The sequence below is a fragment of the Psychrobacter sp. I-STPA6b genome, assembly GCF_020662265.1.
Lineage (GTDB): Bacteria > Pseudomonadota > Gammaproteobacteria > Pseudomonadales > Moraxellaceae > Psychrobacter.
In genome coordinates this window covers 37,256-56,389 of sequence record NZ_VEWM01000070.1, presented here as the reverse complement: position 1 = coordinate 56,389, position 19,134 = coordinate 37,256, and the positions used below count along the sequence as shown (strand labels likewise).

15 protein-coding genes are annotated in these 19,134 nt (G+C 39.8%); 6 read left to right on the top strand and 9 right to left on the bottom strand.

All coding sequences use genetic code 11. The features are described from left to right. The first annotated feature begins 477 nt into the window (after positions 1-477). The gene (gene pnp, locus FHK88_RS08015) at positions 478-2,580 is read left to right on the top strand and encodes a polyribonucleotide nucleotidyltransferase (RefSeq protein ID WP_227430221.1); all 2,103 of its coding nucleotides are present in this window, start codon (positions 478-480) and stop codon (positions 2,578-2,580) included. A gap of 391 nt (positions 2,581-2,971) precedes the next feature. Continuing rightward, positions 2,972-3,424, top strand: a complete 453-nt coding sequence (locus tag FHK88_RS08010) for an SUKH-3 domain-containing protein (protein WP_227430220.1) — start codon at positions 2,972-2,974, stop codon at positions 3,422-3,424. Between the two features lie 106 nt (positions 3,425-3,530). On the opposite strand, the gene FHK88_RS08005 is transcribed toward FHK88_RS08010, so the two are convergent. The 4 genes from FHK88_RS08005 to FHK88_RS07990 form a co-directional block, all read right to left on the bottom strand. After that, positions 3,531-4,109: a hypothetical protein gene (locus tag FHK88_RS08005; protein WP_227430219.1), complete on the bottom strand. Its 579-nt coding sequence runs from the start codon at positions 4,107-4,109 to the stop codon at positions 3,531-3,533. A gap of 198 nt (positions 4,110-4,307) precedes the next feature. Beyond that, positions 4,308-4,970: a hypothetical protein gene (locus tag FHK88_RS08000; RefSeq protein ID WP_227430218.1), complete on the bottom strand. Its 663-nt coding sequence runs from the start codon at positions 4,968-4,970 to the stop codon at positions 4,308-4,310. A gap of 128 nt (positions 4,971-5,098) precedes the next feature. Beyond that, entirely contained in the window at positions 5,099-5,341 is a 243-nt protein-coding gene (locus FHK88_RS07995; protein WP_227430217.1) for a YheV family putative metal-binding protein, read from the bottom strand. Next, positions 5,341-7,530 carry a M3 family metallopeptidase gene (locus tag FHK88_RS07990; protein ID WP_227430216.1) on the bottom strand — a complete coding sequence of 730 codons (2,190 nt, stop codon included), beginning with the start codon at positions 7,528-7,530 and terminating at the stop codon, positions 5,341-5,343. Before FHK88_RS07990 ends, FHK88_RS07995 begins: the two co-directional genes overlap by 1 nt. 695 nt (positions 7,531-8,225) lie before the next feature. Here FHK88_RS07990 and FHK88_RS07985 point away from each other — a divergent pair. Continuing rightward, positions 8,226-9,335 (top strand): hypothetical protein, encoded by a 1,110-nt coding sequence (locus FHK88_RS07985; protein ID WP_227430215.1) that lies wholly within the window; start codon positions 8,226-8,228, stop codon positions 9,333-9,335. Positions 9,336-9,608: 273 nt separating this feature from the next. Then, on the top strand, positions 9,609-10,379 hold the full coding sequence (locus FHK88_RS07980; protein WP_227430310.1) for an endonuclease/exonuclease/phosphatase family protein: 771 nt from the start codon (positions 9,609-9,611) through the stop codon (positions 10,377-10,379). A gap of 96 nt (positions 10,380-10,475) precedes the next feature. On the opposite strand, the gene rnr is transcribed toward FHK88_RS07980, so the two are convergent. Both rnr and FHK88_RS07970 read right to left on the bottom strand, forming a co-directional pair. Beyond that, on the bottom strand, positions 10,476-12,830 hold the full coding sequence (rnr, locus tag FHK88_RS07975; RefSeq protein ID WP_227430214.1) for a ribonuclease R: 2,355 nt from the start codon (positions 12,828-12,830) through the stop codon (positions 10,476-10,478). A gap of 267 nt (positions 12,831-13,097) precedes the next feature. Next, positions 13,098-13,316, bottom strand: coding sequence for a YdcH family protein (locus tag FHK88_RS07970; RefSeq protein ID WP_227430213.1), 219 nt, complete (start codon positions 13,314-13,316; stop codon positions 13,098-13,100). A gap of 392 nt (positions 13,317-13,708) precedes the next feature. On the opposite strand from FHK88_RS07970, the gene ahpF reads away from it, so the two are divergent. Together ahpF and FHK88_RS07960 are read left to right on the top strand one after the other, a co-directional pair. Further along, positions 13,709-15,274 (top strand): alkyl hydroperoxide reductase subunit F, encoded by a 1,566-nt coding sequence (gene ahpF, locus FHK88_RS07965; RefSeq protein ID WP_227430212.1) that lies wholly within the window; start codon positions 13,709-13,711, stop codon positions 15,272-15,274. Positions 15,275-15,536: 262 nt separating this feature from the next. Beyond that, the gene (locus FHK88_RS07960; protein ID WP_227430211.1) at positions 15,537-16,397 is read left to right on the top strand and encodes a hypothetical protein; all 861 of its coding nucleotides are present in this window, start codon (positions 15,537-15,539) and stop codon (positions 16,395-16,397) included. 107 nt (positions 16,398-16,504) lie between these two features. Here the strand turns inward: FHK88_RS07960 and FHK88_RS07955 are convergent, their stop codons facing one another. From FHK88_RS07955 to FHK88_RS07945, 3 genes are all read right to left on the bottom strand, one after another. After that, positions 16,505-16,837 (bottom strand): TIGR01244 family sulfur transferase, encoded by a 333-nt coding sequence (locus FHK88_RS07955; RefSeq protein ID WP_227430210.1) that lies wholly within the window; start codon positions 16,835-16,837, stop codon positions 16,505-16,507. Between the two features lie 55 nt (positions 16,838-16,892). Beyond that, positions 16,893-17,219, bottom strand: coding sequence for a beta-lactamase hydrolase domain-containing protein (locus FHK88_RS07950; RefSeq protein ID WP_227430209.1), 327 nt, complete (start codon positions 17,217-17,219; stop codon positions 16,893-16,895). Between the two features lie 143 nt (positions 17,220-17,362). Then, on the bottom strand, positions 17,363-19,111 hold the full coding sequence (locus FHK88_RS07945; RefSeq protein ID WP_413680469.1) for a SulP family inorganic anion transporter: 1,749 nt from the start codon (positions 19,109-19,111) through the stop codon (positions 17,363-17,365). Positions 19,112-19,134: the final 23 nt, after the last annotated feature.

Sequence of the window (19,134 nt, the reverse complement as noted above, 5' to 3'; positions counted from 1 at the left end):
GAGTAGTTCACACCGTCTTTTTTTCATGTCCGTGGGTGTTGGCATGATTGTAAGATAACACTGTGACTTACTAATAAATATTAAGCTCACAGGATAAATATTTAATCGTCACCATTCTTAGAAAAAATTAATCTAATAAGTGACAGGATAAATTGGTCAATAGGCACAATTATCTGTAAAATAGAGCAGGGTATCTTTGATAAGCATGGCTTCTAACGCTTGTATTTTTGAGAAGAATAAAAGCGTTAGAGGCTAACATCTGTAGTAGCATTACTATAGTATGATTGTATTATGGTTAGCAGAGAGCCTTGATTATTGGCTGTTTTTTACTTTTTGTATGCTATTTTTACATATCGATATGTTGGCTTGTTTTGGCTCAATTTATGGGCATATAGCCAGATATTGTCAGTAAATGGCACTACCAGAACGATAAGTCAGACAGCTATTTAGTAGTATTATCCCAATTAGGAAAATTATATGACAATGTTTAAGACAACAACACGAGAATTTCAATACGGCAATCAAAAAGTCGTGCTGGAGACTGGACGCATGGCACGCCAAGCCAACTCAGTATTGGTACATATGGGTGGCGTTTCTGTTTTGGTTGCAGCCGTGGTAAAAGCGGATGCAAAAGAAGGACAAAACTTCTTTCCATTGACAGTTAATTATCAAGAAAAAATGTATGCTGCTGGTAAAATTCCAGGTGGTTATGGCAAACGTGAAGGCCGTGCCAGTGAGTTTGAGACGCTAACATCACGATTGATTGACCGTCCAATCCGCCCTCTATTCCCAGAAGGCTATGTCAATGAAATACAAATTACAGCGACCGTTATTTCATCAGATAAAAAGCAATATGCAGACATCGCAGCAATGATTGGTGCTTCGGCAGCTTTGGCTATCTCTGATGCACCATTTAATGGTCCTATCGGTGCAGCTCGTGTGGGCTTTATTGATGGTGAGTATGTACTAAACCCGACCATCGCAGAGCTTGAGCGTAGTGATTTAGATTTGATTGTAGCAGGTACAAAAACTGCGGTGTTGATGGTTGAGTCAGAAGCACGTGAGCTGTCCGAAGACCAAATGTTAGGTGCGGTTTTATATGGTCATGAGCAGCAACAGATTGTGATTGATAATATCGTCTCATTAGCAGAAGAAGTTGGTGTACAGAAGCAAGATTTTGTATCTCCAGAGCTGGATAAAGCGCTAGAAGAACAAGTAACCGCTCAGTTTGGCGCACAGATTGCTGAAGCTTATACCATCACAGATAAGCAAGCCCGTTATGCAAAACTAGATGAGATTAAACAAGCTGCCATTGATGCTTTAGCAGGTGATGTAGAAGCTGATGAGTTTGCTGAAAATGAAGCAAAAATCAAAGAAATCTACGAAACACTGAAATATCGCACAGTGCGTGATAATATTTTGTCAGGTAAACCACGTATTGATGGACGTGATTTAGATACAGTACGTGCATTAGACATTCAAGTAGGTGTTCTGCCTTATACGCATGGCTCGGCATTATTCACTCGTGGTGAAACACAAGCACTTGTAACCACCACATTAGGTAACACCCGCGATGTTAACTTAATTGATTCATTGGCAGGTACCCTGCAAGATCATTTTATGCTTCATTATAACTTCCCTCATTATTCTGTTGGTGAGACAGGGCGTGAAGGTGCACCAAAACGCCGTGAAATTGGTCATGGTCGTCTGGCGCGTCGTGGGGTGCAAGCCATGCTACCAGACAGTGAGCGCTTCCCTTATGTAATACGTGTGGTATCAGAAATTACTGAATCGAATGGTTCATCATCAATGGCATCAGTTTGTGGTGCAAGCTTGGCATTGATGGACGCAGGTGTACCGATGAAAGCACCTGTGGCTGGTATTGCTATGGGTCTGGTAAAAGAAGGTGATCGCTTTGCGGTATTGTCTGATATCTTAGGTGATGAAGATCACTTAGGTGATATGGACTTTAAAGTAGCTGGCTCAAAAGATGGTATTACTGCATTACAGATGGATATCAAAATTGAAGGCATCAATGCTGAGATTATGGAGCAAGCACTAAAACAAGCGCATGCTGGTCGTATCCATATCCTAAATGCGATGAATGAAGTATTGCCAGCAAGCCGTAAAGAAATCAATGCACATGCACCAAATTATGCAGTGATTGAAATCAATGCTGACAAAATCCGTGATGTGATTGGTAAAGGTGGTGCAACCATTCGCCAGTTAACAGAAGATACGGGCGCTGTGATTGATATTGATGATAACGGCACAATCCGTATCTTTGGTGAAAATAAAGCGGCAACAAAAGAAGCCATTCGCCAAATCGAGGCAATCACTGCTGAGGTAGAAGTAGGTAAAGTCTATGAAGGTACGGTTGCTCGTGTTGTTGATTTTGGTGCGTTTGTGACTGTATTGCCAAATACTGATGGTTTAGTGCATATCTCGCAAATCGCTGATGAGCGTGTGGAAAATGTTTCTGATTACCTTAAAGAAGGTCAGAGCATTAAAGTCTTGGTACAAGATGTGGATAATCGTGGTCGCATTAAATTGACTATGAAAGGTATTGAGCAAGACTAGTTAGCAATAAGTGTTTTAGTCACTCAATTTGTATGATAAAGCCGTCTTACCTAATAATGGTAAGGCGGTTTTTTTTGTGTCATAGAATAAAATATAAGCTTAATTCATGCAGTTCTATAAATATAAAGATGCTAATCTAAAGTTGGTAAGAAAAACCTTTGATATGCTATTAGAGTTTTTAAAATATAGAAATTCTCAAGGTTTAAAAAATATATTTTTAATTTATGAAAAATGGCTATCACAACACCAATGGAAGCATTAATTTTTTGATGATATTTCAAAAATATACTGACTCAAATATAGGAATAGATGATATAACAAGCGTAGTCTAGACAGATTCTAGTATAATTTTAGGGAGATTAAAGCAAGAAGCAACTAAACTGGAGTGAAAATGTTAAATGAAAACACAAAAAGTTATCTCTTAGATATGGGGTGGTATCCTAACCGATATGTAGATTCACAAGATGAGCAAATTATTCTTATAGAAAATGGTTTCATTATTAATGAAAAAGCTATAGATTTTATCTGTGAATTCAATAAGCTAATCGGTTGTTTTCCAAGAAATACAAATAAAACAATGGAAGCTATTTCTTTTGACATAAAATATGTAGTAAAAAACTTTTTTCCAGATTTGGCGAATGGCATTTATAGTCAAACTATTAACGAAGGACTCTGTTTAGTTGGTTCAGCTTATAATGGTCATCTAGCTTTATATGTTTCATACTCTGGTAAATTATATGGAGGATTTGATGATTTCTTTGAGTTATTGGGTGAAAATTATTATGAGGGTTTAAATACTTTGTTTTTAGATAAGAGAGGTCAATTAGTGGAGCTTATTGGCTAAATAACTATTACAAGCATTTAAACAAAGAGTCTATCAAGTGATAGATAATGGAGATTATCAAAATAAAGACATATTAAAAAAGTGCCTAATTGATTAGGATCGATGTTTAAATTTCAATATCTCTTGGCACATGCACACTGATTCGTAATCTAGGTAAATCTTGTAACTTATCTTGAATGAGTGGATAAATATCATTCTGCCAATCTAGCGTTGGGACATTAAGCTCAGCAGGTGGTGGTGTGATTGCGACATTTTCTAGATTATTGTCATAGCTAGTATAAATTAATGGACGAGCCAATAAGGCAATATGACGCAGTCCTTCATAGCGAATTAGTGGATATAGTTGCTTATTAAGAGCTTCTAGTGATGTTGTGAGCCAACGCTTTCGGGTGGGGTGGTAGGGGTGGTCAGATACAATTAGGTTAGCAATATACTGCGGCTGGTTGCCATTATTGCTGGTATTAAGACCAATAGTAGTACGTTGACGCTGGTGAAGTAGACAGTCCCCTTCAGTAAGTGATTTTTCAATACAGGCACGACGGTAGAGAGCGTAGTTATCAGGGTATAGTGTTTTACAACGGGCAAGAATGGGGTCTAGGATGATACCTGCACTACTAAGTGGTAAGACAAATAGCTGAGCCGACTGCTGTAAAAAAGGAGCATGTATCAGTTGTAGGGTTGCCATCTTGCTGTCCTATTCCTATTATCTGTGGTGAAGCATAACCGCATTGATAACATCGATAAGCAGTCTAAAAAAGATACAGTATGTTAGAGGCTAATATAAAGGTCAATATTATTGATAAACCTACACATTAGCCTCTGGCTTTACCTTGGCATATACATCATTCATAGAATAGCAATGAAACATTCTATATATTTTTATTTACTGGCTGTTCTTTTCTGCTTCTAGTTGAGCAATTTGCTGTTCTAGTAAAGCAATTTGTTCTGCTTTTTTGGCACTGATTTCTTCAGCAGTCATTAACTGCTCATTAATAAGTGCTTCTTGTTCAGCCAGTCGAGCTTCCATGTCACTTAGACGGTCAATTTCTTCTTTTGCTAATTCTGGTTGGGCAGGTATTTCTGCGTTCAAAATCTCTTTTGGATCTGGTAAGTCTTCCTCAGAGATTACTACATTGGCTGTTTCAGTAGCTGGAGAGTCTGTAGTAGAGGCATCTGAACTTTCACCTTCATCTGTGGCAGATTCTTCTGTTGTCGCCTCACCATCAGTCGCTTCCTCAGAAGAAACCTCAGTGACCGTTTCATTGGCTGGAGTTTCTTCTACGGCCTCATGTGGTGTTAGTGACATCATCAGGTATAATGCCACGGCAAGCATGATGAGCACCATAATAATAAAGACAATAATTTTCTGTTTATCGCTGACAGATTTACGACTTGGTGGTAATGGCGGTGGCGCTCCTGGTGTCGATGGTTTGGGGGCACCAGCTTTTACTGTTTGTTTTGGTTGAGACTGTGGTTTGGGTGCTTCAGGTGTTTTTGGAGCGTTACCTTTAGGTGTTTTCTTTTTTTTAAGTTGCAATTTTTTCATCTTAAAAGTCATCTGATAATAGTGGTAATGAGCATACTATAACAAAGCCAGCAAAAAAAACCCATACTAAGTTAATAGATACGTCACAATTTATAAAGGTTTTATCAATATTATATTATAGAATTCTTTTATGGAATAAATTTTACTGTACCACTGGTCCCTGTTGGCATGTCAGTATTTATTAAAGAAGATTGAGCGCCACTGACCGATTCAGGGCGACGCTCAGTATGTCCACAGGCAGTACATTCTATGTATTCATCAGCTTGAGGCACAAAAATCTGTACTTGAACCACTTTATCAAGTGCTTCACATTTTGGACACTTTACCCCTGCCAAAAATTGTCGTTTTGGTCGGTCAGATTGATATCGCATTAACTTGCCTCACTGTTGGCGGTTGGTTTGCTATCTACATCCGAAGTGGTAAAGCCACTGTGACGTAATAAGGCATCAATATTTGCTGCACGTCCACGGAAGGCTTCAAAGTTAACTTTCGCTGGTTGGCTACCACCAACAGATAAAATATGGTCACGAAATGCTTTACCAGTCTGACTGTTAAAGATACCTTCTTCTTCAAATTTACTAAACGCATCTGAAGAAAGCAACTCTGCCCATTTGTAAGAGTAATAGCCTGCTGCATAACCACCTGCAAAAATATGACTAAAGCCATTTGCGAAGCGGTTGTAATCAGGTGTCGGTAAGATAGCAACTTCAGCACGGACATCATCAAGTGTCTGTAAGATACCTTGATAATTGGGTGCTGGGCTATCAGCATGAATTAACAAGTCGAATAAGGCAAATTCAATTTGACGTAAAGTTTGCATGCCACTTTGGAAGTTTTTGGCAGATAACAGAGCATTGAGTTTATCTTGTGGTAATGGCTCACCCGTATCTACATGAGCGCTAATCAGAGCAATACCCTCACTATCCCATGCCCAGTTTTCCATAAATTGGCTGGGTAATTCGACAGCATCCCATTCAACACCATTGACACCTGCGACATCACTGATATTAACTTGTGTTAGTAGATGGTGCAGACCATGCCCAAACTCATGGAATAAGGTCAATACTTCATTATGTGTGAGTAAGCTTGGGCTATTGGCATCTGTAGGTGGTGTAAAGTTGCCGACCATAAAGCAGACAGGAAGCCGAATATCATGGTCTGCCGTTTGGCTATCTTTTGGATATTGATAACGAGACTGGAATCCACTCATCCATGCGCCACCACGTTTGCCTTGACGGGCATATAAATCAAAATAAAAGCCTCCAATCAAGCTATCATCGGCATCAAATAGCTGATAAAAACGCACATCATCATGCCAACGTGTGACATCTGCACTATGCTCTATAGCACGAATGCCATACAGCTTATTAACAATGGTAAATAAGCCATCAATCACTTTTGGTAATGGGAAATAAGGACGGATTTGTTCTTGTGATAGTTGGAATTTATCTTGTTTTACTTTTTCTGCTAAAAAGGCACTATCCCAGGGTTGAATCTCATCAATATCATATTTTTTTGCCTCATCTTGTAGCTGGGTGAGGTCTTGTTTGGCAGAAGGACGGGCTTTGTCAGCTAAGTTGCGTAAAAATGATGCAACCTGCTCACTACTTTCTGCCATTTTGGTTGATAAAGACAACTGGGCATAGTTAGTAAAGCCAAGTAACTGCGCTTTTTGCTCACGTAGTGCCAAAATCTGTTGCATGATATCGGCATTATTTAGTGACTCACCTTTACTGTTGGTATGGCTGTCATATTCAGAAGCACGAGTAACATAAGCCTTATAGAGGGTCTCACGCAAAGTGCGGTCATCTGCATAAGTCATCACTGCAAGATATACAGGAATATCTAATGTTGCCACATAATAAGGGGTCGGTAGTGCATCAACCTCAGACTGAGATTTTTGCTGACTTTCTACCAGCTTGGTTTTATATTGCTCACCTGCCTGTGCAAGTAATGCCAAGCCACTGTCTGTAATGCCTGCAAGCTGGTTGTCTTCTAAGGGTAAGGCAAAGGCTTGGGTTGCATCTAAGATATTATCTGAGAACGTGGCTGATAAGGTTGATAATTGGCTTTGAATTTCAGCATATTGCTGTTGTTTATCTTCCTCTAATGCTACCCCTGATAGCTCAAAACCTTGCAGTGCTAATTCGATGGCACGTTGCCGAGCAGTTTCTAGTGTCGCAAAAAATGCAGAATCTTCTTTAATGGTTTGATAGCGTTGAAACAGGGCTTTATGTTGTCCAACTCGTGTACCATAGGCAGACAGCTCTGGTAAAAGTTCATGATGAACTTGGCGGATATCTTCTTTACTCATCACACTGTTTAAGTGCGATACGATGCCCCAACTGCGGTCTAATGCCAAGTTGAGATGGTCAAATGCACACACTTCTGCTAGCGCTGTTTGTGCATCAGTGGGAGTATCAGACAGATTGTCTAAAAATTGATTTGCTTGAGCGATGGCTTCACGGACCTCCAGTTGTAATGAGTCAGGAGATACTTGCTCAAAGTCAACCAGTTGTAGAGCAGTTGATAAGGTATTTTGTGTAGTGTTAAGAGACATAGACATATCCATGTAGAACGTAAATAAATGATTGGGTTAACTTTTGATAAAGCTTATAAAGCTCTCTATAAAATCTTCTATTTCTATAAGGGTACGGCTTATATATAAATGGTAATGCGTCAATCTTTAGCTAGTACATCTGTTTATCTTGTGCGTGATTTTATAGAGAGTTAACAATAATGATTAGCTATAAACAGCTTATGTTTTTCTTTTATGATGGGTGTTCTGATAATGAATTGCAAGCCTAATATAGTTATCATGGTTATCTGTGTAACTAATCTATGATTTTATGGTGTATTTCCCATTCATTGAATGTTGCTGGTCAATAAGTTATTAAGTTGATATTAATTCTTTATTTTTAATATAAAATTAATAATAACTTTGATTTTAGTTTATGGTTGGGTGGGATAAAAATTCGCCATAATATGTGTGCTTTTGTATCATAATTGAATACTACTATACTAAAAATCTTACAAATTTTACAAACTCATAGCATTTACTTGCAAAGCTATTATGGTTTTTAAATCAGAGGGTTGATAGAGTAGAAGTCATAAGCAAGTATATGAAGTTAATGAAGATTATTGTTAATTTAGTTAGTTTGAGATTATTAACTAACACTGAAACTAACGCTGACCAAATGATTATTGAATAACATCATTAGGACAGTATCATTCACAACAAAATAAGGACAATATATGAAAGCCACGCTAAAAAGTTTACGTGCTATCCAAGCAGATCCAGCAGTTAGTATTTTTGTAAAAACTCATCGTAAACATCCAGAAAATGAGCAAGATCCAATTGCTCTAAAAAATCAGCTCAGTGTGGCAGAAGAGCGCATCACTAATGAATATGATAAGCGCAAAGCCGCTGCTATCATGGAGAAAATCCATGCAAAAACAGATGAGCTAGATAAAAACTATAACCTTGATACACTAGCAATCTTTGCTAGTGAAGATGATGCACAAGTTTTACGTTTGCCTCTAGATGCTGAAGAGCGTGTCATTATCGGTAAACGCTTTGCGACACGTGACCTTGTTCGTGATATGGCAAGTGCAGTGCATTATTATGCTGTTGTTATTACTCGTGAGCATGCTCGTTTGATTGAAGCAGCCAATGACCGTGTGGTACAAGAGTTCGATAGAAACGATAGCGAGCAGAACCATATGGCGCATATTCCATTCCCAATTGAAAACACTACGTTATATACAACCAGTGGTGCAGACCGTTCTGCAGCGTCAAATGAAGATAACTATTTAAAAGAGTTCTTAAATCGTGTCGATAAAAGCGTACAAGAGCTATGGGGCGAGCATAAAATGCCTTTAGTTATCGTTGGTGATGCACGTAATATTAGCTTCTATAAAGAAGTGTGTGATCGTCCAGAGAATATCGTTGCAACAGTTGATAATGTGACAGATTTGGAAGATGGTAGCGCTCAACATATCATTGATGGTGTGCAAGAAGCCATTGAAGGATATCGCAAGCAGCTACATGAACAAGCTTTAGGTGAGATTGAAAAAGCCCGTGGTAATGATCAAGTCCGTGTGGATTTGCAAGAAGTTTATCAAGCTGCTTTCCAAGGTGCTGGAGAGACATTATATGTGCGTCAGGGCTATATCCAACCAGCAAAAATTGATGAGAAAGCACAAACATTAGCTTTAGCTGATGACCCTGCTGCTGATGGTGTGACAGATGATGCTGTGGGTGAAATCATCGAGCTAGTTATGCACAATGGTGGTAAAGTTGTTTTCTTACCAGCCGACATCATGGGTGAGCAACAAGCCATTGCCTTGGTAACTCGTTACTAAAAACGCTTTATAAATCATTGCTATCAAGAAAATTTTGACATTTTGATAGCAGCCCAAGAAGAAAAGCATTGACTGTTAGGGTCAATGCTTTTTTTATGGATGAGTTTTCTAAGTGCAGAGTTGCTTGGGATGAGTATTTCTAGAAGCAATATGTTATGTGCTATAGTGAGCAATACTCTCAACTTTTGTTGCAATCATCGTCAACGCATTACAAAAGCCAAAGAGTAAAGATATGATACATTTAACCAATAGTAATAGTTACGACTAATAATGATGAATAAAACAACTTCACTGATAATAACAAGCTATAACATCCATAAAGGCATGTCACCCTTAAATCGCTTTGTACGAGTACAAGGTATTGCTGATGCGTTAAAGGCGGTGAATCCTGATATATTATGCTTACAAGAAGTGCAGGGTCAGAACCTGAAGCGTATGGTGAAATATAATGAGTTTCCCGATCAATCACAACATGAGTGGTTTGGTGAGTTTTTAAAGTTAGAAAATAGTTATGGCAAAAATTGTGAATATGATAATGGACATCATGGCAATGCTGTATTAAGCCGTTATCCACTTGACCCTAAGCACAATGTCAATATTACCGTAAATAAGCTGGAGCAAAGAGGGGTTCTACATTGTGAAGTACAGCCTCTGGGTTGGGAAAAGCCAGTGGTGGTATTATGTGCGCATCTAAATTTATTTGAGCATGATCGTCAAAAACAATACCAAACCATTATGCAGTATGTGCGCAATGAGATTGCACCAGATCAACCATTGATATTGGCAGGTGATTTTAATGATTGGAAAAAGCGTTCTTGTGATATTTTAACGGGTGAGCTGGGTATGACCGAGGCGTTTCAGTTTTGTCATCATAAGCTATTAGCAACATTCCCTGCGATGTTACCTATTTTAAGTTTAGATCGAATTTATGTGCGTAATTTGCAAGTAAAACGAGCATGGGTACATACAGGGAAGCCTTGGTCAGAGCTATCAGATCATCTGCCGATTAGTGCTGAAATTATCGAAAAAAAGACCACGCTATGAGTGGTCTTTTTTATACTAAGTTAGGCATTTAAGGGTATTTCAAAGTATAGAATCAGTATCAAGATAGCTTTAATAAGCTAACAGATATACAGAAGCTTAGCTTTTTTTACTACCACCTTTATTGCTGTTACTACGACTGCCACGACGTTTTGTGCTTGAGGTTTTTTTAGCACCAGTATTTGTAGCTTTCGAGGTGCTGTTAGCCTTTTTGCGAGGGGCAGTGCTGCGAGGCTTGCTACGTGCTTTTTTATTGTCCTTTTTAGTTTGATTCATCGCGCTGGCTTGCAACTTCTCAATCAACTCAAAGTCAATTTGTAGCAAGTCCATATTAACCGCAGCTACTTTGATACGAACTTGGTCTCCAAGTCCAAATAAGTTGCCATTATCTTGTCCAATCAGTTGTTGTTGCTTTTCATCATAGACAAAGTAATCCTGACCAACATTAGAGATATGAACCAGACCGTCAATAAATAAGTCAGTCAAAGTGACAAATAGTCCAAAGTTGGTCACAGTAGTAATGACACCATTAAACTCTTCACCGACGTGATCTTTCATATAGTGACATTTTAGCCAGCTTTCGACAAAGCGAGAGGCTTTTTCGGCACGGCGCTCAGTATCTGACGTTTGTGTACCCGCTTCTTCTAGTGAAAAGTCCATATCGGGTTGTTTTTTGCCTGTGACTTTGGCTTTGATAGCACGATGCAGCATCAAGTCAGGATAACGGCGAATGGGTGAGGTAAAGTGACTATATTCATCATACGCCAGCCCAAAATGTCCAATGTTTTCAGGGGAGTAGTTTGCCTGCATCATTGAGCGTAGCAACATGCTATGGATACTGACGGCATCAGGACGGTCTTTGGTTGCTTCAATAAGGCGTTGATAGTCTTCTTGAGTTGGGCTTTCTTCAGGGAAGCTGATACCAAAATTTTTGGCGTATTCATGGATACGCATGGTTTTTTCACTATCAGGTTTATCATGGTTGCGATACAGTACGGGCAGTTCATGTTTAAGAGCAAAGTTAGCGGCACATGTATTGGCAAGAAGCATACACTCTTCAATCAGTTTATGAGAGTCACCTCGGGTGCGAGGTACGATGGCATCAATGCCGCCTTCTTCATTAAACTTAATATACGTTTCGACCGTTTCAAACTCCATCGCATGACGCTGTTCACGCTTTTTAATCAACACTTCATAAAGTTGATGTAAGGTGTCAATGGATTTTTTAACGTCTTTATTACCAGTTAATGATTCAGGAACTGAGTCATCTTTTGGATTGTCAAAGTAAGCATTAACTTGATTGTAGGTCAGGCGTGCTTGTGAGTGCATCACTGCAGGGTAAAACTCATACCCAGTGATGTTGCCTGCTCGTGATAGCTTAATATCAGCGACCATACATAGGCGATCAACGTTAGGATTTAGTGAGCAAAGTCCATTAGACAATACTTCTGGGAGCATTGGTACAACATGATGTGGAAAGTAAACCGATGTGCCACGCTCATAAGCCTCATGGTCTAAGGCAGAGTTTGGCGTAACGTAATGGCTGACATCAGCAATCGCAACAACCACTCGATAGTTGCCCCCTGAGCGCTTCTCAGCGTAGACCGCATCATCAAAGTCACGGGCATCCTCACCATCTATGGTAACCATTGGTAAGTGGCGAATGTCAGTACGCCCTTTGGTTTCCTTTGCGCTTGGCTCTTGATAGCTGTTGGCTTGAGCCAGCACTTTTGCACTAAACTCATGTGGAATATCATAGTTTAGTAAGGTTGTCTCAATGATAACTTCACGGTCGTTATCATCATCCATCACATCGACAATTTTCCCAGTAGCAAATTCGTGTTGGTTTGGCCAATCAATGATGTCTACTTTGACTGGTTGACCTTGTTTTGCACCAACAGCTTGCACATTTTCATCAGTGACAGTAATTGGTTGATGATTATTTGGGCTGGCAAGAATAACGCTATAACCCTCATCATCTTTTTGTAGTGTTCCGATAAATTGATTTTGTTGACGCTCGGTGACTTCAACAATGATGCCTTCAGTGCGTCCACGATTGTCTGTACTAGTACCGATGGCATTGACAGTATCACCATGAAATACCCAGCGCATTTGCTTTTCATGCAAAAACAAATCTGGCATATCTTCTAATACCACAAAACCAAAACCTTTGGCATGTGCTGAGATAGTGCCTGATACCACATCTTTTTGGGTGACGGGTGCATATTTGTATGGCTTACCATGACGGTTTATCTGACCATCACGCACCATGGCTTTAAGTCGATTGCCTAAAGCATCGAACTGTTCTGGATCATCTATACCAAAGCTTGCCGCTAACTGTGGCTGTGTCGCCTCTGTTAGCTTTGCTAAAGTCTGCAAAATTAGCAAGCGACTGGGAATTGGGTTTTCATAATTTTGGGCTTCAAGCTTTGCGTTTGGATCATTCCAGCTCATAGGTTTCCGTATACTTTTAGAATTATTGAAGTAAAGTTATCTTATCACTTTGCTATCTTATCATAAATCCTTAATGGACAAGATAGCAAAGTGAGGCTATCTTGCCTGAATATAACATGAACTCAACCATAAACTGTATAAAACTGATAAATTATCAGCAATTATGGCTAAAAATTGATAAGAAAAAGCCCCATCAGTAGACAGGGCTTTATATAAGATTTTAGTATCTGATGGCTTAACTTTGATAAGCATCATTAAGATGAGCAATTATTTATGGCTTTCTAAGATTCTATAAATCTCATCTTTAAGTTGTAATTTGCGGCGTTTTTTGATTTCAATCTCTTCTTCACGACTAGCGTGTTTCACCACATCACGCTCAAGTTTATCAATTTCAGTATCCAATTCATTATGCTCATCAAATAGCTTAGCAAAATGGGCGTCAGATTGTTTTAGTTCGCTAATTAAATCACGATGTTCGTGGAACATAATATTATCCTCTAGTTTTTAGTTGTATATACAAGCAATCGTATATAAATAGTCCTGATAATGAAAATCTCACATCAGATTAGGGTAGAAATCTCTACCTCTCATCAAATTGTAACTAAAAAAAGTGACACTGACTATGGAGAATCGTAGAATTTTGTTTCTAAAGTATCAGTAAGAAAATCAAAATACTTATTTTATTTTGATTTATTTTATCAATTATAATCTTTGAATTTCTCCGATTGAGATATATCCTTAAAAATATGATAATGAAAACTTCTGGGTGAAGACAACTTTATGAAAGCAGATAGCAAACTGAAAACACCCCAAAATAATACACACTCCTTTGTTTAGCTTAATAAACTTAATGAATGTAAAAAAATAAGGAACAACCTATGTTAGACCAAAGCTTATTAGACGCCGTAAAAAGTTATAGTGAAAACATGACTCGCCCTATCACCATGACACTAGGCAGTGGTGAACATAACAAACGTGCTGAATTGGTCGATTTTCTAAGCAAAATCGCAGGCACGACAGACAAAATCAACTTTGATCCACAAACCAGTGATGACAGCCTACCTAGCCCTATCAGCTTTAAAATCAGCACTGAAGGTAAAGATACAGGTATTGTCTTTAGTGGTATCCCCGGTGGGCATGAGTTTAGCTCATTGATTCTGGCAATGTTGCAAGCGGGCGGACACACGCTAAAACTTGATGAAGGTATTCAAAAAATCATCAAAAATATCGCTCAACCACTACAGTTTCAGACTTATATCTCACTGAGCTGCCATAACTGCCCTGATGTGGTACAAGCGCTTAACCAATTTGCCCTGCTTAATGACAATATTAATGCAGAAATGATTGATGGTGCATTGTTCCAAGAGCAAGTGGAAGCCAATAACATTCAAGGCGTACCTGCGGTATTTTTAAATGGTAAACCTTTTGCTAATGGTAAAATTGACACCGCTAAATTGATTGAAAAATTGCAAGAGCAATATCCTGAAATCCTATCAGGGGTTAGCGATGATGCTGAGCAGTTAGAGCGTCAAGATGTGACCATCATCGGTGGTGGACCTGCTGGTGTGGCAGCAGCGATTTATACCGCACGTAAAGGCTTGAAAGTGACTATCGTTGCTGACCGTGTTGGTGGTCAGGTCAAAGATACGCAAGATATCGAAAACCTAATTTCTGTACCATTAACCAATGGTAGCGAGCTGTCTGCAAACTTTGCTAAGCATCTAAAAGAGTATGAGATTACGCTAAAAGAGCATGTGCGTGTTAAAGAGCTAAGCGAAACAGAAGATGAAAATTATGCGATTCATCTAAATACTGGTGAGCAGTTTGAAACCCGTAGCATTATCTTAGCAACAGGGGCTCAATGGCGTAAGCTCAATATCCCCGGTGAAGAAGAAAACATTGGTAATGGTGTGGCATATTGTCCGCATTGTGATGGTCCTTTCTTTAAAGGTAAAGATGTGGCGGTTATCGGTGGTGGTAACTCAGGTATTGAGGCAGCACTTGATTTGGCGGGTATTGTTAAGCATGTGACCGTATTTGAGTTTGCCGATACGTTAAAAGCTGACCAAGTCTTGGTAAATAAAGCCAATGACACTGCGAATATTGATATCCTAAAATCTGTTGCCACCAAAGAGATTAAGGCGACTGATGGCAAAGTAACCTCTATCGTTTATGAAGAGCGTGAAACGGGTGAGGTTAAAGAGTTAGATTTATCTGCGGTATTTGTGCAGATTGGGCTTGTGCCAAACTCTGAGTTTGTTAAAGGTTTTGTTGATGTCAACCGCTTTGGCGAGATTGAGATTGATGAGCGTTGCCGTACCGACCGTAAAGGTATCTTTGCTTGTGGTGATGTGACCACTGTGCCATTTAAGCAGATTAATATTGCAATGGGCGAAGGTAGTAAAGCGGCACTGAGTGCTTTTGAATATTTAGTAATGCAGTAATATCATTAATTTATTTTTTCACTAGCTCACACGCAAGCATAGCTTGCGTGGCTCAGACCTAAAAACCGTCTCCCAGACTGTTTTTTAACGGTCTTCGGGGCGAGGGTAGTAAAGCGGCACTAAGTGCATTTGAATACTTGGTAATGCAATAATTTTGTATTTAAGACGTTAGTTTGTAATTGTATAAAAAACCACCTTATGATTAAGGTGGTTTTTTTGTTATTATCATTAAATAATATTATTTAATTAAGAGTAAATAAGTATGCAAAACAATACAAACAATGCCATGTATGACCACATGAAACTACCTGCCCAAGAGTGCTTAGACAGCAACCAAACAGCGTGTTTTGTCGGGTGTGCCCTAATTCGTATGGCGGCAGATGAAATTGACAAGGCTTGGAAGCGTATTGATGACATTGAAGTGGGCGATATGGTGCTTGCCATGCCAAAACGAGTTATCAACACCTTTAAGTTTGAAGACAAAGCTGTCTGGTATCTGGGCATTACAGACCATAAGTCAGGCATGGGCTATACCAGCAGGAGCTTTGCAGTCACGCCAGAGCACCCATTTTGTGTCTATGGCTATGCTCCAAAAGTCACTGAAGTAGGCAAGCATAACCCAATAGAGTTTTATGACACCCCGCAATGGAAACGGGTGGACGAGTTGTTGCAGGGTGAGGTATTACTGAATATGTCATCTAGAGAGTACTACCTAGTCAACAGCGTCAAACCCTTTGCCAAATCATGCTTGCCAGAGTATGCGTGGCTACAAGGTGGCGAGTCCATGTATGATTGGCAGTTTGAGGAAGTTGGAACTTATTGGGACTTATTAAGTGAGCAAAGAGGCTTGTTAGGGGCAAAGATTGTACAGCTTGGCGATGCGATGGGTCAAAACGATGCTAACATCATTGTAGATGATACAGTGCCACCGTACCCCAAATACCACTTAGATGGCTACACAGGCAATAGGGTGCATGGCACACAGTACGCCCCCTACACCACCACTGTCTATAATATCGAGGTGGAAGACTACCACACTTATGGTATTGGCGGAGGCATACTGGTACACGATAGTGGTGATTTGAATCATTCATTAGACACTCTAGGCGATGAGATAAAATAATTTATCTTATCCCAAAACCCCCTCTACACTGATAATTTCCCCTGCCTCATCGTCAGCGATGGAATGTTTGTCATTGAAGATAGCAGATTTAAGATACTTGCCTCAAACTAATCATCTAACAAATCCATCTGTTTTGCTGCTTCATATATGCCATTTGAGCGATTGCCCGTACGACAAAACATTAAAATAGGTTGTTCAGCCTGATTAAAATAATCAGCAAAGTCTTCCACATGTTGCTGGGTCAGAGCATTGCCTGCAAATGAGATTTCTTTATAAGCTAATCCTGCTTCACGAGCAGCAGCCTCAATTTCACTACTGCTTGGCTGGTCGGCAGCTTCACCATCTGGACGATTATTAATGATGGTTTTAAAGCCATCAGCAGCGATTTGCTGTACTTGCTCTGGGGTAATTTGTCCTGAAAAACTTACTTGATGTGTCATATTGTCCTTCCTTATGATGTGGTTAATATTATCATAGTTTTTTAAGTCATGGAGGCTATAGTAGCCCTTGCATGACAGCGCTTTGATATAAGAGCTTTGCTCGTGCACCAGTGCCACAAAATAATAAAATGGGCTTAGGTAGAGCGTGATAGTGCTGAGCAAATTTTTCAATGGTTTGTTGGCTGAGACGCTCACAATCAAACGGTAAATATACATAGTGTAACTTGGTCTTATCTGCTGCTACGGCAAGTATTTCACTGCTTGGCTGTGTGTCACATTCACCATCAGGGCGAATGTTGATGACTGAGCGATAGCCCATTTGTACTAATATCGGGCATTGTGCTGGATAGATTTGTTTATAAATGGTGAGGTTATTATTCATGAAAGTTTTATCATTGGTCAGTAAGTGGAATAAAAGTTGTTGATGTCTATATAATAACGGCTATCAGCTCATTACACCAATGATAATCCATATTATTGGTCGCTATTTTCTTGATTTCCCCACATTTTTAGTCATTATTGTTTTTATGGACTGCTTGAAGCTTTGGTGGTTGTAGGATATGTCAAAGTCTGTACAGCTTTGATGGTACTCATAAATACCTGCCCCGATAGCTGTTGGATAATGGGGGTGTGCTCTATGACATCCATCACAGGACCTTTAATAAAGCTAAAGTGCAAGCGCCAGCCCATATCAACCAACTCCCGATTTAGAGTAATCAGCATCTCTTGTGCTGTTAAGTCAATATGATTGACTGCTGCCATGATTAGGATGAGTTCATTGGCGTTTGGATGATTGTTAATGGCGGCTTGGATTTGTTGATGCACAGACTCACTATTACCAAAAAATAAACTTTCATCAATACGCATAATCAGTAGGTTTTGATAAGTGATGACATCATGGCGATGAACATTACGAAAATGTTCTGTACCAGCCAACTGCCCAACAACAGCAATATGAGGTTGGCTAGATTGCCAAATTAAACTGGCAAAAGAGACCATTAACCCCAGCACTAATCCTGTATTTAGCCCAAAAATTAACACACCAAAAAAGGCAGATAAAAAGCTCAGTGCATCAAGGCGGTCATGTTGCCATGCAGCCCGTAAGGTCGATATATCAACCAGACTAAGAATAGACGCCATAATCATTGCACCAAGCAGTGCGTAGGGTAGTGGGGCAATCAATGCACCTAAAACCAATAGCGTAGCAACCATGACTAAAACGGTAACGATACTTGCCAGTGGTGTTTGTGCGCCCGAATCAACATTGATGGCTGTACGTGAAAATCCTCCAGCAACAGGAAAACTTTGAAAAAAACCACCAGCGATATTGGCAAGCCCCAATCCCTTTAGCTCATCATTGGCATCAAAACGCTCCCCTCGTAAACGTGCATAAGTACTGGCAACTGAGCTGCTTGATACAAAGGCAATGAGTGCCATGAGTGCCGCAGTAGGTAATAGCTGTAACATATCATGTACAGAGGGCAGTATAGGTAGATGAAAACTGGGAAAGCCACTGGGTACGGTGCCAATGACTTGGATACCATAATCTGTCCAATGACCAGATGTACTGGCGATAATGGCAATGATGACCAAAAGTAGTGGAAATAGTCGTCCTACCCATTTTGCATATGCTGGAGATAGCCATGATGCCCAGATGATGCTACTGGCGTAGCGGTTGAGTATAAATAGTAGCAATGCGCCACTACCAATGAGCAAAGTCGGTAGATTGACCGTGGTAATGTGTTGTTTTAATGAGGAAAAGTATTGCAGGAGGGTGTTGCCAGAGATTGCCGTACCAGTAATATATTTAAGCTGGCTAAAAAAAATTAAGATGGCAGCGCCACTGACAAAACCAGCAGAGACACCTCGACTGATAAACTGTACAATCCAGCCTAGATTAAGTCGCCCTGCTAGCCATAGCATCCCACCAACCATCAGTGCCAGTAAACTTGCCATCATGGCATACTGCTCAGTATTATCAACATAGGGGTGTAGGCTACTGGCAGTCATGATGGCAGTAATGGCGACAGGACCGACGGCTTGTATATTACTTGCGCCCACCCATGCGTAGACCAATACAGGTAAAATGGCTGCATATAGTCCATAAACTGGGGGCAGTCCTGCCAGCACGGCATATCCCAAGCTTTGGGGAATGACTAAGATTCCAACAACTAGCCCAGCGATGATATCTGTAGGCAAGCTCTCAGGTGCATAGGTGCGTACCCAGTTAGGTACGATTAGGGATAAAAAACTTGACGAGAAACTGCCCTTCACGTGAATGCCTAAATGCCTAAATT

What these genes read in the sequence shown, in the direction of transcription:
- FHK88_RS07960 (WP_227430211.1), top strand. Translation starts at nt 15,537, where the DNA reads ATGCAAAACAATACAAACAATGCCATGTATGACCACATGAAACTACCT.
- FHK88_RS07985 (WP_227430215.1), top strand. Translation starts at nt 8,226, where the DNA reads ATGAAAGCCACGCTAAAAAGTTTACGTGCTATCCAAGCAGATCCAGCA.
- FHK88_RS07990 (WP_227430216.1), bottom strand. Translation starts at nt 7,530, where the DNA reads ATGTCTCTTAACACTACACAAAATACCTTATCAACTGCTCTACAACTG.
- FHK88_RS07980 (WP_227430310.1), top strand. Translation starts at nt 9,609, where the DNA reads ATGAATAAAACAACTTCACTGATAATAACAAGCTATAACATCCATAAA.
- pnp (WP_227430221.1), top strand. Translation starts at nt 478, where the DNA reads ATGACAATGTTTAAGACAACAACACGAGAATTTCAATACGGCAATCAA.
- FHK88_RS07970 (WP_227430213.1), bottom strand. Translation starts at nt 13,316, where the DNA reads ATGTTCCACGAACATCGTGATTTAATTAGCGAACTAAAACAATCTGAC.
- ahpF (WP_227430212.1), top strand. Translation starts at nt 13,709, where the DNA reads ATGTTAGACCAAAGCTTATTAGACGCCGTAAAAAGTTATAGTGAAAAC.
- rnr (WP_227430214.1), bottom strand. Translation starts at nt 12,830, where the DNA reads ATGAGCTGGAATGATCCAAACGCAAAGCTTGAAGCCCAAAATTATGAA.
- FHK88_RS08005 (WP_227430219.1), bottom strand. Translation starts at nt 4,109, where the DNA reads ATGGCAACCCTACAACTGATACATGCTCCTTTTTTACAGCAGTCGGCT.
- FHK88_RS07955 (WP_227430210.1), bottom strand. Translation starts at nt 16,837, where the DNA reads ATGACACATCAAGTAAGTTTTTCAGGACAAATTACCCCAGAGCAAGTA.
- FHK88_RS07950 (WP_227430209.1), bottom strand. Translation starts at nt 17,219, where the DNA reads ATGAATAATAACCTCACCATTTATAAACAAATCTATCCAGCACAATGC.
- FHK88_RS08000 (WP_227430218.1), bottom strand. Translation starts at nt 4,970, where the DNA reads ATGAAAAAATTGCAACTTAAAAAAAAGAAAACACCTAAAGGTAACGCT.
- FHK88_RS08010 (WP_227430220.1), top strand. Translation starts at nt 2,972, where the DNA reads ATGTTAAATGAAAACACAAAAAGTTATCTCTTAGATATGGGGTGGTAT.
- FHK88_RS07995 (WP_227430217.1), bottom strand. Translation starts at nt 5,341, where the DNA reads ATGCGATATCAATCTGACCGACCAAAACGACAATTTTTGGCAGGGGTA.